13 protein-coding genes are annotated in these 15,357 nt (G+C 62.2%); 8 read left to right on the plus strand and 5 right to left on the minus strand.

The genetic code is table 11. From position 1 onward, the window contains the following. Window positions 1-14: 14 nt before the first annotated feature. Together AS9A_RS24050 and AS9A_RS05360 are read right to left on the minus strand one after the other, a co-directional pair. Complete coding sequence (locus tag AS9A_RS24050) at window positions 15-185, minus strand: hypothetical protein (protein WP_158307345.1); 171 nt, start codon at window positions 183-185, stop codon at window positions 15-17. A 15-nt stretch (window positions 186-200) separates the two neighbouring features. Beyond that, the gene (locus tag AS9A_RS05360; protein WP_013805907.1) at window positions 201-1,181 is read right to left on the minus strand and encodes a pirin family protein; all 981 of its coding nucleotides are present in this window, start codon (window positions 1,179-1,181) and stop codon (window positions 201-203) included. A gap of 114 nt (window positions 1,182-1,295) precedes the next feature. On the opposite strand from AS9A_RS05360, the gene AS9A_RS05365 reads away from it, so the two are divergent. The 8 genes from AS9A_RS05365 (at window position 1,296) to AS9A_RS05400 (ending at window position 11,044) form a co-directional block, all read left to right on the plus strand. Then, complete coding sequence (locus AS9A_RS05365) at window positions 1,296-2,672, plus strand: DUF2252 domain-containing protein (RefSeq protein WP_237707878.1); 1,377 nt, start codon at window positions 1,296-1,298, stop codon at window positions 2,670-2,672. Between the two features lie 76 nt (window positions 2,673-2,748). Further along, complete coding sequence (locus tag AS9A_RS05370; RefSeq protein WP_013805909.1) at window positions 2,749-4,269, plus strand: type III PLP-dependent enzyme domain-containing protein; 1,521 nt, start codon at window positions 2,749-2,751, stop codon at window positions 4,267-4,269. Continuing rightward, entirely contained in the window at window positions 4,266-5,597 is a 1,332-nt protein-coding gene (locus AS9A_RS05375) for a pyridoxal-phosphate dependent enzyme (protein WP_013805910.1), read from the plus strand. Before AS9A_RS05370 ends, AS9A_RS05375 begins: the two co-directional genes overlap by 4 nt. Before the next feature lies 1 nt (window position 5,598). Continuing rightward, window positions 5,599-6,819, plus strand: coding sequence for an aminotransferase class V-fold PLP-dependent enzyme (locus tag AS9A_RS05380; protein WP_013805911.1), 1,221 nt, complete (start codon window positions 5,599-5,601; stop codon window positions 6,817-6,819). Continuing rightward, window positions 6,816-8,093 (plus strand): ATP-grasp domain-containing protein, encoded by a 1,278-nt coding sequence (locus AS9A_RS05385; RefSeq protein ID WP_013805912.1) that lies wholly within the window; start codon window positions 6,816-6,818, stop codon window positions 8,091-8,093. Before AS9A_RS05380 ends, AS9A_RS05385 begins: the two co-directional genes overlap by 4 nt. Next, window positions 8,090-9,376, plus strand: a complete 1,287-nt coding sequence (locus AS9A_RS05390; RefSeq protein ID WP_013805913.1) for an MFS transporter — start codon at window positions 8,090-8,092, stop codon at window positions 9,374-9,376. The genes AS9A_RS05385 and AS9A_RS05390 overlap by 4 nt, the downstream gene beginning before the upstream one ends. Further along, window positions 9,373-10,095, plus strand: a complete 723-nt coding sequence (locus AS9A_RS05395) for a class I SAM-dependent methyltransferase (RefSeq protein ID WP_013805914.1) — start codon at window positions 9,373-9,375, stop codon at window positions 10,093-10,095. The genes AS9A_RS05390 and AS9A_RS05395 overlap by 4 nt, the downstream gene beginning before the upstream one ends. 139 nt (window positions 10,096-10,234) lie before the next feature. Continuing rightward, a complete protein-coding gene (locus AS9A_RS05400; protein WP_013805915.1) occupies window positions 10,235-11,044 on the plus strand; it encodes an alpha/beta hydrolase in 810 nt (269 codons plus the stop codon). On the opposite strand, the gene AS9A_RS05405 is transcribed toward AS9A_RS05400, so the two are convergent. From AS9A_RS05405 to AS9A_RS24055, 3 genes are all read right to left on the minus strand, one after another. After that, window positions 11,004-14,486, minus strand: coding sequence for a serine/threonine-protein kinase (locus tag AS9A_RS05405; RefSeq protein ID WP_013805916.1), 3,483 nt, complete (start codon window positions 14,484-14,486; stop codon window positions 11,004-11,006). The two genes, AS9A_RS05400 and AS9A_RS05405, sit on opposite strands and share 41 nt — an antisense overlap. Window positions 14,487-14,647: 161 nt before the next feature. Next, on the minus strand, window positions 14,648-14,998 hold the full coding sequence (locus AS9A_RS05410; RefSeq protein WP_013805917.1) for a hypothetical protein: 351 nt from the start codon (window positions 14,996-14,998) through the stop codon (window positions 14,648-14,650). 52 nt (window positions 14,999-15,050) lie between these two features. Continuing rightward, window positions 15,051-15,227: a hypothetical protein gene (locus AS9A_RS24055; RefSeq protein ID WP_013805918.1), complete on the minus strand. Its 177-nt coding sequence runs from the start codon at window positions 15,225-15,227 to the stop codon at window positions 15,051-15,053. Window positions 15,228-15,357 lie beyond the last annotated feature (130 nt).

Below are 15,357 nucleotides of genomic sequence, written 5' to 3' on the forward strand. Positions count from 1 at the left end.
CCATCGTCTCATCACTAGCAGTCGAGGCCGGCTCGCAGTTCCTGCTCGGCCCGCTCGACATCACCGACTTCTTCCTGCAGCGAGGTGACAGCGTCCGGAACTGACGCATCTGGATCGACATCGGCGACTGCAGAATCGAACTGTGCCCACGCTTCTTCGAGTGCGCGCACCCTGTCGTTCGTCACCTCCGTGAGCGGCGCCTACCCCTTCGGATTGCTTCGCGGCCTGAGCTGCGCATTGGGCAGCTGTGGCGCGGGCAGCCGTGAGACGGCGCCTACGTAGCCGTTGACCTCGCCGAACTGATCGGACCCTGCTTCCCACGCTTCGCGGAAGGCAACAATCTCGTCGTGTGTGCGGCCGACGAAGTTCCACCACATGATGATTTCTTCTTCGAAAGGCGGCCCGCCGAGGAGGACGATCCGGCTTTGTTCATTCGCCAGGCTCGCGATCCGCAGATCAGGGCACCCAGGCGCTATATAGCCAAGTTCTGCCTGTTTGACGGGCTGGCCCTGAACTGACACTGCACCGGTATCGACGAGGATGCCATGTTCAAAGGAACTGTCCACGGTAAGTGTGATTTCGGCGCCCGGGTCTAGGAGCAGCTCAGCGCCGAGTAGCGGGGTGAACGTATCGACCGGTGACGTATCCTCAGCAAGAGAGCCGAGGAACACGCGCACGCCCGCACCATCGAGATCGACGACATCAGGGGCGTAGTGCTGGAAGTTGCGCGGCGCGTTACGTGCTTCTTCCGGCAGCGCTACCCAGAGTTGGACGCCATGAAGGACGCTGGTTCGGGCCGTCGATACCTCGGAGTGGCAGATGCCCCTCCCGCCCGTCATCAGGTTGATCTCGCCGGGACGCACCATGCCATGGACGCCACCGCTGTCGCGGTGCTCGACCTCGCCGGTGAACAACCAGCTGACAGTCTGCAAACCGGTATGCGGGTGCGGTGCGACGTCCATCCCGCCTGACGAGGTGACGTCGTCGGGTCCATAGTGATCAACGAAGCACCACGCCCCGATGAACGATCGGTTGCGCTGCGGAAGTGTGCGCCGCACCTTCATAGCTCGCGGACCCCCTAGGGGCACGTCCCGGGGCGTGAGGATCTGCACCTCCGCGTCGTGGTGGGGGTTGTTCGCGGGACAGCGCAGTTCTGCTGGGTCGGCTTCGACGTTGCTCATGTATGACGCTCCAGGGGCTGCTGGATACTCGGCCACTCCGATCCTATGCGCCGTGTCCGGCAGCTGGTGCCGAAGCGCCTCGGTGACAGCTCGTACTTGCCTACGATTGCGTTCGTGACGGTGGCGCAGGAGTTGTGGGCAAGGGGACAAGCACTTCGCGGTGAAACGCCCAGAAGTGCGCACAGCATGCTGGTTCTGAGCGATGACCGGGACCCACTCGGGATTCTCGAGGCGCAAAACAAAACCAGACTTGCCGACCTCGTCGCGGTGCGCACCGGACGGATGCTGCAGTCACCGTTCGCCTATTACCGCGGAACGGCGGCTGTGATGGCCGCGGATCTCAAATATGACCCGGTGATCGGCGAACAGGTGGTGTGCTGCGGGGACGCACATATCTCCAACTTCGGGCTGTTCGCCTCCCCGGAGCGACGGGTCCTCTTTGACCTCAATGATTTTGACGAGGCATCGAACGCACCGTGGGAGTGGGATGTGAAGCGTCTCGCGGCGAGTGTCGTAGTCGGTGGACGCGACAATGGTCTTTCGGACAAGGCATGCTCGGACGCTGTGCACGCGGCGGTGCGCAATTACCGTGAGTCGCTGCGGACGCTATGTGACATGAGCGCGATCGATCGCTACTTCTTCCAGGTTGAGACGGACTGGATGGAAGCGACGATCAAAGCCAAGAACCGGAAAGTGCTGCGCCGCACCGTGAAGAAGGCGCGCAGCCGAACGTCAGACCAAATTCTCAGCAAGCTGGTATCGACCGATGACATGCGCATCAAAGACGTTCCGCCCGTCACCCAGCATGTCGATCACGCGTCCATCGAGCAGCTTGACGACCTATTCGCGCAGTACCGCCGCACGCTCCGGGCGGATACGGCGCTGCTGCTCTCTCAGTTCCGGTTGGTCGACTACGTCCTGCGGGTTGTCGGGGTCGGGTCGGTGGGCACGCGGTGTTACGTGGCTCTATTCGTAGGCCCGGGGGATGAGCCGCTCTTTCTGCAGGTGAAAGAGGCGCCCCCCTCGGTGCTCGAAACGTTCGGTGGATGGCGATCCGCCCTGCCTGGACGCGCGGCTGTCGTCAATAAGGGCGTGCAAGGTTTCCGAGTGGTGTCAGGACAGAGGATTCTGCAGGCGCAATCCGATCCATTCCTTGGCTGGATTCAGGGCGGTGCGGGGGGGAGCGGACTGACTCGTCGCGTTGACTATTACGTTCGGCAGTTCCGCGATATGAAGGGCTCCGTCGAGGTTGCCGAGCTGTCAGCGGAGCAGTTTCCCCTGTACGGCGCCCTGTGTGCCCGCTTGCTTGCGCGGGCCCACAGTCAGAGTCCTGCGTTTGCGACGATCGGCGGGTACATGGGTAAGTCCGAGGCTTTCGACGATGCGGTCGCGGTGTGGGCACTGAAATACGCCGATCAGGCGGAGAAGGACTACGAGAACTTAGCGAAGGCGGTGAAGACCGGAAGGCTCGCTGCAGAGTCAGGCGTCTAGGGCTGTATTGAAAACGATTATCAATATGGAATAGACTGCTCGCGATCGTGCCGCCCCTATTGGAGGACGCCTACGCATGGCAGCAGTCGCAGATACCTGCACCGAACCTTTAGTCACCATTCATCCGGCCGCGCCGCCGGTCTACCTCGACCCTGCACTCGCCCCATCGATGCAGCGCACTCTCGCTGACCGTGCTTTCCTGCACAGCCTTACTCGCAGCCTTGGCTCACCACTCAACCTCCTCCTGCCTGAGCAGTTTGCGGCGAACGTCGACGCATTCACGAGCGTGTTCAGAGCACATCGCATCCGCGGGACTGTTTACTACGCCCACAAAGCCAATCGGTCGTCGGCGCTCGTGCGGCACCTCGCGGCGACACAGGCACGAATAGACATCGCGTCGCTAGGGGAGTTACAGCACGCGCTTGCCAGTGGGTTCACACCCGACCGGATCATGGCGACAGGTCCGAAGACGCCAGAGTTCCTCTGGCTCGCCGCGCGCAGTGGAGTCGTCGTCAACGTCGACTCGCCAGCAGAACTGGAAACGCTCGCGCGTATCTGCGCCGCTCACCGCTTGCCACGTCTCCCTGTGATGACGAGGTTCTCGGGGTTCAGTGCCTCTGGCACCACCATCGCGTCCCGGCTATCCCGTTTCGGTATTCACGAGAGCGATGTTCGGAAGTATCTCGAAGCTCTTGACCGCAACGCTGCACACCTCGAACTTGTCGGTGTCGCATACCATCTCGACACGATTGGCGTTGCGGAAAAAGCCCTGGCGCTCGAGGGCTCGCTACGCCTGATCCACGAATTCCACGCCGCAGGTCACCGGCCCCGCGCCATCGACATCGGTGGCGGCTACGGCGTCAGCTACGTCGCGCGTGCATACCAGTGGGAGCAGTTCACAACCGAACTCACCAGAGCTGTTCTGGGGCAGCGCCCTTCCTTCACATGGCGCGGGCACGGGTACGGTCTGCGTGCGGAGAATGGCAGGCTGCGCGGCGCACTCAGCTTGTACCCCGCGCACCGTCCAGTCTCTGGACCCGCATACCTCGATGAGCTGCTGAGGCAGCGGTCACCTACCTGGGGACAGCCCTATGCCACGCTCCTGCAGGAACTCATGCTCGACCTGATCGTCGAGCCGGGCCGCGCCCTCCTCGATCAGTGCGGAACAGTTCTCGCGAGGGTACTTGAAGTCCGAGAGGCCGACAGTGCAACGACTTTCGTGCGCCTGGATATCAATCACAGTGATGTCAGTCTCGAAGAGCATGGCGTCGCCATGGATCCGATCGTCATACCGGAACAAGAATCGTCGCGCGAGCCCGGCAGCGGCTATCTCATCGGGAACCTCTGTCTCGAAGCGGACTTCATCAGTCGGCGAAAGATCTATTTCCGCTCCATGCCCCGCGCAGGTGACCTTCTCGCCTTTCCAAACACCGCGGGGTACTTCATGGACTTCAATGCCGATCATGCGCTGCATCAGCCCATCGCGCGCAAGGTAGCGCTGACCGGAGACGGCGGCTGGTGCCTTGACGACGAATACTGGCCGCACACAGGGCATCTGGCCGCGGCTACTCAGAAGACAGAGGGAGAATATTCATGAGATGCGACAGCATCACCGAGGTCATCGGTGATACGCCGCTGGTGCGAATCAGCCCGGAAATCCACGGGCTGAAGAACATTGACCTCTACGCCAAACTCGAGATGCTCAACCCATTCGGATCGGTCAAAGACCGTGCTGCCTGGAGCATGGTGCGGGAATCGCTGGGGGATGCCCGCGCTGAAGGTCAGACAGTCATCGAACTATCGAGCGGCAACACCGCGAAAGCTCTCGCGGTGATTTCGGGCATGCATGGGGTGCCGTTCAAAAGCGTGACCAACCGCATGAAGGTCCCCGAAATCAAAGACTTACTGCTGCTCATCGGAGCCGACATCGAGGAACTTCCAGGGCAGGCGGAATGCCTGGACCCCACTAATGTCGACGATCCACTCACGCGCATTCACCAAGCGATCGCCCAGGACTCGACGTACTTGCACACTGACCAGTACTTCAACCAGCGCAATACCGCCGCCCACATCGACAGTACGGGGCCTGAAATCATCGCCGACCTCGACGGGCAGGCTCCCGACTATTTCATCGCGTGCGTCGGCACCGCTGGTTCATCCACCGGTGTCGCGAAGGTGTTGCGGGAGGCCCGCGACGATGTGAATGTCATCGGTCTGGTCGCCCACAAATCAGATTTCATTCCCGGCATCCGGAACATCGATGAAGTGCACGAAGTGGGGCTATTCGATCCCGATACCTACGACACAATTGAATCCGTCAGCGCGGACGAAGCGATCGACGGAATGCTTGACCTCGTCCGGCGGTGCGGGATGCTTGCCGGGCCCACCGGCGGCGCCGCATACTACGGTGCGCAGCGATACCTGCAGAAGGTCGACGGCCAGCTCGAAGCTGAGGGCCTCGGCCAACGCCGCTCGGCTGTCTTCATCGTGTGCGATCGTGTCGAGTCGTACATGAGCTACGTGCGAGCTCGGCGGCCCGAACTGCTCGGTCAAACAGCCCGGCCACATTCGGTCACCACGGTGCGCGCCGACGAGCTCTCAGGGGTGACTGCACTGGATCCGGGCGACGCTCAGGAGTGGATTGACGCCGCGAATCCGATTGTGGTGGATCTGCGGGGCGCCTTCGCCTACAGCGCATCGCACATTGCCGGAGCCATCAACATTGTGGATGAACTGTTCGGTGAGCTCCTGCGCGGCGGCCTGCCCTTCGGCAAGTCTCAGCCAGCGCTTCTGACATGCCCCGTAGGTGAGAAGTCAGCGAAATACGCAGCGCTCCTGAAGCGCATGGGCCACGAAAACGTACGCAGCCTCGAAGGTGGCATCGTCGCGTGGCGCGACGCTGGTGCCCCGTTAGTGAGGGACTGACATGATGCACGCGGCTGTTCTCCCCGCAGGCCTCGCCGAACTCGCTGACTGGCATGACGAGCTGCGCGCACAGTTTCCGCAAATCACCGCGGACCCGGGCCTGGCGTTCCTCGACAGCTCTGCCACCGCGCAGAAACCGTATGCGGTGCTCGAGAGCGTGCAGGACTACTTGCGCACCCGGAACGCCAATGCCGGGCGTGGTTCGTACCCGTGGGCGAACCAGACAACCACGATGATCGACAGCACTCGCGAGCAGGTCAAACGGTTTCTCCACGACTGCGCGCCTGCAACGTCGGGCGTCCATTTCGTGAGCGGCGCGACCGAAGGACTTCGCCGTATCGCGCTGGACTGGCTGGTGCACGAACTCAGGGACGGCGACGAGATCATCGTGCCGTTCGCTGACCATCAAGCCAACGCACTGTGCTGGCTGGAAGCACGAGATCAACTCGCCGCTCAGGGAATCCGGGTCGACGTCCACCCGATGCCATACGAGCCTGAATCGGGTGACTACTGTCAGGAATCGCTTGCTGCGCTGATCAATTCGCGAACCCGATTCATCGCCGCGACGCACGTCCATCACGTGTATGGCGTGGACATGAACGTCCATCGGCTCAGGGAGACCGCGGGACCGGACGTCGTCATCTGCCTCGACGCCGCCCAGAGTGCAGGCCACCTCAACCTGGACGTGTCAGCGGTCGGAGCCGACTTCGTTGTCTTCTCCGGCCACAAAGCAATGGCGATGCCTGGTATCGGGGTGGTGTGGAGCCGAAACCAGCGCGGTGCGGCGTTCGCTCTGAAGGGCTGGTCGGGGAGCCCTCACACCGTGGGCATTCTCAGCCTGTCTGCGGCACTGGATTGGCTGCAGCGCGCAGGACTCCACGACATCGACACGTGGACAACTGGTCTCGGCGCCATCCTCACTGACGCATTGAACCGGCTGGGGTCCTACGAGGTCCTGGGCTGCCAGGCCAGCCTCTCACTCGACTCCCCGGTGCAACGCCGGCAAGGCATAGTGTCGTTCCGCCATCGCAGTATCGACGCACATGACCTCGGATTCGTCCTCGAGAGCCATGGCTTCCTTGTTCGTGCGGACAGTCACTGTCAAGCACGCGACGGAGAAACCGCACCGTCGGTGCGCGTGAGTACCCACGTCTACAACACCGTCGAAGAGATCGTCCGACTCGTCAACTTTCTCACCGAACTGAATGAGGAGCCCTCGTGAGCACCGGCCGCCAGCACACCGTCGCGATCGTCGACGTCTACGCGCCCTCTGTGCGCCTGGCACGGGCATTCGCCGATGCTGGACACAAAGTCATCCGCGTCCAGAGCACCGTCAATGTTCCGCGCGTGTACAAGCCGGGCCTCGACGAATCGCTCCTCCGAGAGATATTCGGCGGGAACATCATTCACGATGCCGATGTGTCAGCAACATTAGATTCCCTAAGCGAGTTCAGCCCTGATGCGGTCATCGCCGGCGGTGAATGCGGTGTAGAGCTTGCCGACCTGCTGAGCGAAACCCTCGCTCTGCCCACCAACGGCACCGCTCACAGCGAGGCGCGACGCAACAAGTTCAATCAGGTTGAGGTTCTGCGCGCTGCAGGGCTGCGCGCGACCCGGCAGATCTTTGTGGAGAGCAGCGAGCACGTTCGGTCGTGGCATAACGCGCTCGGCGGACGGGTCGTCATCAAACCGCTGCGCAGCGCAGGCAACGATGGCGTCCAATTCTGCGATGATCCCGATGAATCGATGCGCGCCTTCGAGGCGATACGCGATGCGGAGAACATCTTCTCCGTCCGTAACGAAGGCGTGGTCGCTCAGGAATATCTTGTGGGCACCGAGTTCGTGGTGAACACCGTGAGCTGTGAGAGCCAGCATCGCGTCACAGATGTCTGGCGGTACACGAAGATGTCAGCTAACGGCGTGGCTGACCGGGTGAGCGCCGCGGTTTCCGTTCCACCTGACCACTCCCGCTACGACGCTCTCACCGCCTATGCCTTCGCAGTGCTCGACGCGCTTGGCATCCAGTTCGGTCCAGCGCACCTCGAAATCATGGACACCGCGGAAGGACCATGCCTCGTAGAAATCGGTGCACGGATTTCTGGAGCGGACACGGCCTATTACGCGATGCTCGCCGGTGGTGAGTCGCAGATCGAGTGGACCATCGAGGCCTACACAGACCCAATGCGATTCAAAGCGCGCTCCCAGACGCCACACGAAGTGCATAACCACGTCGCGATGGTGTTTCTGACATCGCCGCGGCAGGGCGTTCTGCGCGGCTATCCCTTGCTCGCGCATGTTGAGGCACTTGAGAGTTTCCACAACCAGATTCAGATTGTGAAACCTGGGCAACCGATAGCCGTCACGATCTCAGATACCACTGAACCGATGATGATCGGTCTCGCGCACCCCGGGCCATCCGTCCTCGAGCGTGATTTGCTCACCGTCCACTACCTCGACGGTCACGGCTTCTACGACATCGAAATGGGGACCGCGTGAAAGGTTTCGCGCTGTACCGGGAAATGTGGCAGATACCGGGGGCACCCAGCCTTGTCAGCGGGGGTTTCGTCGCGCGGCTGGGACAGGGCGTCACCGTCATAGCGTGGCTGCTGCTAGTACGCGAAACTCGCGGAAGCTACTCGGAAGCAGCGCTTGTCGCGTCAGCAATCTCCCTTGCCACCGCGTGCGCCGCACCGGTGGCGGGTCGGCTCGCCGACCGGTTCAGTGCCAGCAAAGTGCTTCCGTACTATGCAGTTACCTACTCGATGAGCCAGCTCGCACTGCTCGCGGCGGTGCTGACCGGCCAGCCGATGACGCTGCTGGTGACGCTCGCGATCGTTTCCGGTGCGTCATTCCCGCCGGTTTCTCCGGCCGTCCGTGCGACCTGGTCTGTGCTGACGTCACCTGCATCAGGGCGCGCACCGCTGCGGCCCACCGCGATGGCGGCAGAGTCAGCGATGTTCGAATTCGTGTTCGTGATCGGCCCACTGATTCTCTCCACTTCTATCCTCGCCGCAGGGCTGTTCGCCGGCGCGGAATCAGCCGCGCTGAGCGGGCCGGCACTGGCGCTCGGCGGATCAGCAGTATGCACATTGCTCGGCACATTGTGGATTTCGAGGGGTACTGCGATGCGTGCGGCGCGCACGCCGAGCGCGGGGTTCACCCGCGGCCTCGGTCCGCTGCGATCCCGCGGTTTCGTGGTGCTGCTGGTGAGCGCAGCGGGAGTAGCGCTGTCATTCGGTGCAGCACCAGTCGCCCTCGCTGCCTACGCCGAAGAACAGCACGGACTCTCTGGTGGCGCTGTCACCGGAGTGCTCATCGCCGTGTGGTCCCTGGGCAGCGCCGCGGTCGGACTTTGGTTCGGGAGTCTTCGGCTGCTCGCACCGCTCCGGTCGCAGTACCTGGTCCTGCTGGCCGGACTCGGCGCGGGATATGCCCTGTGGGTCGTGGCACCGAGTACCTGGCTGCTCGGCGTGCTGCTGGTCTTCACGGGTGGCGTCATCGCGCCAGCGCTCGCGGTGACGGCGAACCTTGTCGCCGAACTCACCGCTGAAGCGATGCGTAACGAGGCATACACGTGGCTCACTACGACAAATATGGCGATTGCTGCGCTCGGGGCAGCGACTGCAGGGTTCGTCGTCGAACACCCCCCGCTGCCCACGTTCGCGGCTGGGCACAACGGTTTCCTGCTGTGTGCCGTGGCGGTCCTGTTCGCGCTGGCAGCCGCGATGTTTGTACGGGTACCGACACGCGGAGCGGAATTGCAGGAGGTGGCCGCATGATCAGTACGGAGGTGGCGAGGGATCTCGTTACCCGGTGGGACGCTCAGCAAGAGCGCTACGCCTACCAGCGAGAAGAACGGTTCGGTGTCGTGTGCGCGGTGCTTACCGCGCTCGCCGTCGAGGGGCCGGTAATCGATCTGGGGTGCGGGCCAGGCTCGCTTGCTGCGCGTATCGCCGCGCGCGTGCCAAGTGTTCAACCCGTCGGACTCGACGCCGATCCGTTTCTGCTCGCGCTGGGCAAAGCCGTTTATCCAGAGGTCGAACTCGCCGAAACTCTCGTCGGTGCCCCCGGATGGGAGGAATCCATCGTGAGTTTCGGCCAGCCCGCCGCGGTGGTGTCGTCCACGGCGCTGCATTACCCGTCACCGACACAGCTTGCGGACATCTACCGCACGCTCGTCCGGCTTCTTCGTGATCGTGGTGTGCTGATCAATGCGGACATGTTCCCACTCTCCACCCCAGTGCTCGACACCGTCGCCTCCGCGATGACACGGTGCGAACCGGCCGGAGAAGACTGGGAGGGCTGGTGGCGTGACGTGCACACGGACAAGCGATTGTCACTTCCGCTCGCGGCGCGAGCGAGGACAGTATTGCCACATGGCGGTGACAATGCGTTGTCCGCCGACGCGCACATTGCGCTGATGCAGGCGGCGGGTTTTCGCGAAGCCGGGGAGGTATGGCGCGACGGGCGCAGTGCCGTCATCGTCGCCGTGAGGTAGCGGCAGGGTTAGTTTCCCGGTGCAGGAGAAGGCTGGCCGAGACACCAGAAACTCGCCGAGATCTGGGGAAGGGGAACACACTGGAGTTGAACCATTGGTCCGGGACGCCAGGCGTCCTCGGGAAGCCAAGGAGGCTACCGTGTCAGAATTCCGCGAATGGAACTACGAAGGGCATGCAGGCGCCATTTACGCTCGCAGCTGGGACAACCCCGACGCGAAGTTCTGCGCCCTGTTGTGCCACGGATACGGTGAGCACATCGGCCGTTACGACCACGTCGCTGACGCGCTCCTCAGCGCCGGAGCCGAAGTGCACGGCGCCGATCACGTCGGCCACGGCAGAAGTGACGGCGAACGGGTATTGGTCCCCGACTATGAAGCTGTCGTCGACGATTTCCACCGCCTTGCTGAGCAAGTGAATGCGCGCGGTCTTCCCCTCGTGCTAATAGGCCATTCGATGGGCGGGATGATCGCGTCCCGCTATGCTCAGCGGTTCGGTAATGAGCTCACCGCACTGGTGCTGTCCGGACCAGTCCTCGGACGTTGGGATGCCGCAGCCGGACTGCTCGCCGCCGAGGAGATTCCAGAAGTACCGATTGATCCGGAAACGCTTTCCCGCGACCCTGAGGTGGGAAGATCTTATGAGTCAGATCCGCTGGTCTGGCACGGAAAGTTCAAGCGGACCACTCTCGAGGCATTAATGAATTGCATCGAGACGATCAATGACGCGGGTGGTCTCGGGAGGCTGCCGACATTGTGGGTCCACGGTGAGGACGACGCGCTCGTTCCGGTCGAGGGCACACGCCAGGGAATCGACAAGATACGGGGAGGCCTGTTCAGCCAGAAGATCTACCCGGGGGCCAGGCATGAACTCTTCAACGAAATCAACAAGTCCGAGGTATTGCGGGACGTTACGGGTTTCCTGCTCGAGATAGTTGAAGCACCCGAGTAAGGAACTTGCTGGATACGGGTGGCCAGGCTGTCGATTCCGCCGCGGACTGCATGGCTTGCTCCACCGCGATCAACAGTCCCTCGATTCGGGCGCCTGCGTCCAGCACAAACCGGGGCAAATCCAGCTGCTCGCATTGCGCGAGCATCAGCATCGCCACCCGGATCGCCTCATCTTGCTTACCGGCCGCCCATAGGCACACCGCGAGCAGCCTGCGCGCCAGTAGCTCACCTCGCGGGTGGTGCAGGTCCGCTGCGATCCCCACCCACTCTTGTGCCCACGTGCAGGCGAGCTCGCGCGGGGCGACCGCATCCTCACGGCTCAGGAGCAGAATCGCCGTCGACTCGCGGAACTGCAGCAGCGCGGCGTTCCGCACAGTTACCGGCCGCGGGCGCTCTTGGTAACTGGCCCGCTCGAAGCCCTTGGGCATCGCTAATCCCAATGAAGCCGCATCGAACTCCAAGGCGCCCCGCAACCGCGGCAGCGAGTCGGTATCGGCGCTCTCAACTCCGTCCGTGATGAACTCTTCCGCGGCCGGCATGTCTCCGTAGCTGGCCATGATGCGCGCGCTTGAACTGAACCTCGCGATCCGGAAATCGACCATTCCCGAACGGGTGCTCACAAGTTGGCTTTCAGTAATGAAGAACTCTGCCTCGTCCATGCGATCCCGTTCGTACAACAGGTTGCCGAGGAGCGCGGCCGGAAGACGCGCTGCGTGCCTGTTCATGCCGGAAACCTTCTTCACCGACTCGACAGATCGGCGGAAGGATTCCTCGGCAGCGTCGACCTGCAAAGCATCGAATTCCGCGATACCGAGTGCGGCGCTACCGTAGATCACGCTGTGCCCCCCACGCGTTCGTGCATGATATGGCTGCGCCCACTCCTGGATGCGGCGTGCTTCCCCGAACTCCAGTCGCGCCCGGGCTGCATAGGTGGCAGCGTTCGCCGCAGATGCCACTAACCATGGTGAGAACGCATCGGGATTGGTCAGGCACCCCTGCACGAGGTCATCGACTTTGTCGAAATGATCAGTAATGCATCGGATTACGCTTCGGACGACGTCGGCCTCGACCAGAATCGCCTCCCGCTCTGCTGCTTTCAGCGAACTCGCCGCCAGGGTGCTTTGCAGGCGGGCGAGGATCGCCAGTGCTTCCGGCACCTTGAGGAGCAACGTTTTCGCCCACGCGGAGATCAGTTGCAACCGCGGATTCGAGGTGACCTCACCTGGCGGAAGTTTAGCGAGAAGCGCCTCGAGCGTCCCCATCTGTGACAGTTCGACAAGCCGCATGCCGTCCTGCTCGATCAGGCGTGCAGCCTCTTTGTGATCGCCGGCGACAAGTGCGTGATCAACTGCTTCACCGAGCGCTTTGTGGTCGGCAAACCACTGCGAGGCCGTCCGGTGGAGCTGCGGGATGCGTTCCGGGTGCTGACGTTCTAGTCGCCGCTGGAGGAATTCAGCGAACATGGTGTGAAAACGGAACCACTGGCGCTGTTCGTCGACGCGCGTGACGAACAGTTCACGCTCCTCAGCTTCTTCGAGGAGCAGCTGGCCGGTGGGGACTTCCGCGAGTGCTGAAGCGAGGCTGCCGCACGTCCGCTCGGTTGTCGTCGCGCACATGAGGAAGTCAAGCATGCGCGGTTCGAGGCGGTTGATGACATTCTCGGCCAGAAACTCTTCAATCGCGTAATGGCGACCCGTGATGTGGTGGATCAGCTCACTCGTATTCGATTGCCCGCGAAGTGAAATGGACGCCAGCTGCAGCCCTGCGACCCAGCCATCTGTCGACCGCGTGAGTTCCTCGACCTCGGCGGAGGTCAACTTCAGCTTTGCATGATCGACGAGAAACGTCTTCGCCTCATCCGTGCCGAAACGCAAATTCGATGCGTCGATCTCCACGAGTTCATCGTGCACACGCATCCGGCCGATGGGAAGTCCGGTTTGAGTGCGTGTAGTAACGACGATCTGAAGATGGTGGCAGCCATGGTCAAGCAGGAATTCCATCGCAGCAATCGGGCCGGGTTCAGTTACGCGGTGCCAATCGTCGATCACCAGCACGGTGTGCTGGCCGCCATCATGGATCTGATTGATCAGCGATGTGAGTACATAGCGCTCGGCTTCGTCGCCGTGCTCCTGCAGCACCTGAGTGAGTTCCTGCGCGAGTGCAGGCTGCACCCGGCGGAGCGCCTCGATCAGGTGCCCGAGGAACCACACGACCATGTTGTCGTCGCTGTCCACCGTCAGCCACGCGACAGGTACGCCCTGGGCGGTAAGGCGCGCACCCCATTGAGCCGCAAGGGTGCTCTTACCGAACCCCGTTGGTGCGTGAATGACGGTGAGGCGATGGCGCTTCACCGTCATCAGCCTTTCGATCAGCTGTTGTCGCTCAACGAGGGGCCGGCCCGGCGATGGGGGCCGGAACCTGGTCGCGGGGGCCGGTGGTGTGTGTCGGGACGAGGGTGTGGCTGTGCGTGCCGGCTCAGTGAGCGGTTGCGCGGTCGCTGATTCGCCGACTCCATTGAATGCTGTCATGGCATGCGGCCGACGTTCAGGGATCGCCATGGCGTCGGCGTCGAGCCCATGCCGCAACTGCACGTCACGCAGCAGTTGACCGAACTCTGCAGCACTCGATGGACGTGCGAGGGGGCTGCGGTTCATCGCCACTTCGATGGCTCCGCAGAGATCCTCGGGCATGCCGTGTTCCCGAAGATCAGGGAGTTTCTGAGTGGTCATCCGCACGAATTGGGCGATCACACGTTCACCCTCGCGTCGCTCGAATGCGGCATGCCCGGTGGCAGCGCAAAACAGGGTGGCGCCAAGACTGAAGATATCGCCGGCGACGGTTGCAGCATCGGAAGTGAGTGTTTCAGGCGCCGTGAAGGCCGGCGAACCCATGATCATTCCAGCCGTGGTGGTGAAGCCGCCCGAGACGCGCGCTATGCCGAAGTCGGTGAGCTGCGGTTCCCCGTAGGAGGTGATGAGAATGTTGCCAGGCTTGACGTCTCGGTGCAGGACGCCTGCCTGGTGTGCGGTTTCCAGAGCTCCCGCCATCTTCACCCCGATGCGCAGCGTGTCCTGCCAGGAGAAGGGACCGTGGTGGTGGATCAGCGTATCGAGCGACCCTTTCGGGTGATACGGCATTACCAGGTACAGCGCCCCAGAGGACGTAGTACCGACTTGCAGTACATCAACGATGTTCGGATGCCCTGAGAGCTTGCCCATGACGCGCTGCTCCCGAAGGAACCTGTCGATATTGTCCGGGTTGCCATCGGAGGAGAGGACTTTGATTGCGACAACTCGGTCCAGATACGGCTGTGAGCATCGGTAAACCACGCCGAATCCGCCCCGAGCTATGAGCTCAACATCGTCGAATCCGGCGGCGGCTAGTTCTTCCGGAATGCGGGCAGCTAGGTTTCGCTGCGTCTTGTCCGGATCGACCTCGACCATCACCGGCCCCAATCGTTGGCGCCCCAAACAGTCATCTGGGACCTATGCGCCCTCATGATCAGCATACCGCTGGTGCCGTTTGTCGGGAGCGGGATGGTGTAGCCGGATCCACCTGAGAAGTGGGTCCGGCTACATCGCGGAAGGGTCTGGAGAAGCTTGCGTCACCACATGGTGGCCAGAAGGATGTTCAGAGTCGTCAGGCCCCCAACGGCGCCGAGCAGGGCATTCGATATGCGCGGGGCGTCACGATAGATGTACACGAGGGCGGTAATAACAAGGAGCACCAGGACCTTGATGCCGACCTTGATGTGGTTGAGGTCGTATCCTGCGGCTTCATTGAGGCCGACCAGTGCCACGCCGGAAACCAGCATCAGGAACGCGCCGTGCAGCATCCCGGGGACCATCCGGGCCTCGCCCGCCTTCATAGCCTTCATCTGGTAGAGGACACCGCCGAGTAGCGCGACGATGCCAATGATGTGCAGTGCCAGGAAAAAGCCAATCACCACGTCCATACGACACAGGGTAGTAGACGTATGGGCGTGGTGAAGAACTGACTGTTGCGAATTACTCTGCGACTGCTGTGGCGGCGTCAGCCTCGGGTGCTTCAGCGCCGAGGCCGCCCAGCGATTCGAGCGATCCCGTGCCCGCCGTCAAGAAATCGGCGATTCCGCTGAAGAGTGCGCCGATGTCGCCAAATCCGCCGGTCGCTTCAATGAGGGCGATGATCGTTTCGATATCCATAGGGTTCTCCTTGTGTGGTGCGTGAATTTGGCATGCCGAAATAGACCTCACTGGATGAAGCCAAGAGGTTGTTGCGGCGGTGACGACGATGTCGGGTGAATGAACGGTGGTCGGCAAGAATTCAGGTGCC

Origin of the sequence: Hoyosella subflava DQS3-9A1 (assembly GCF_000214175.1) — a bacterium.
GTDB classification, from domain to species: Bacteria; Actinomycetota; Actinomycetes; order Mycobacteriales; family Mycobacteriaceae; genus Hoyosella; species Hoyosella subflava.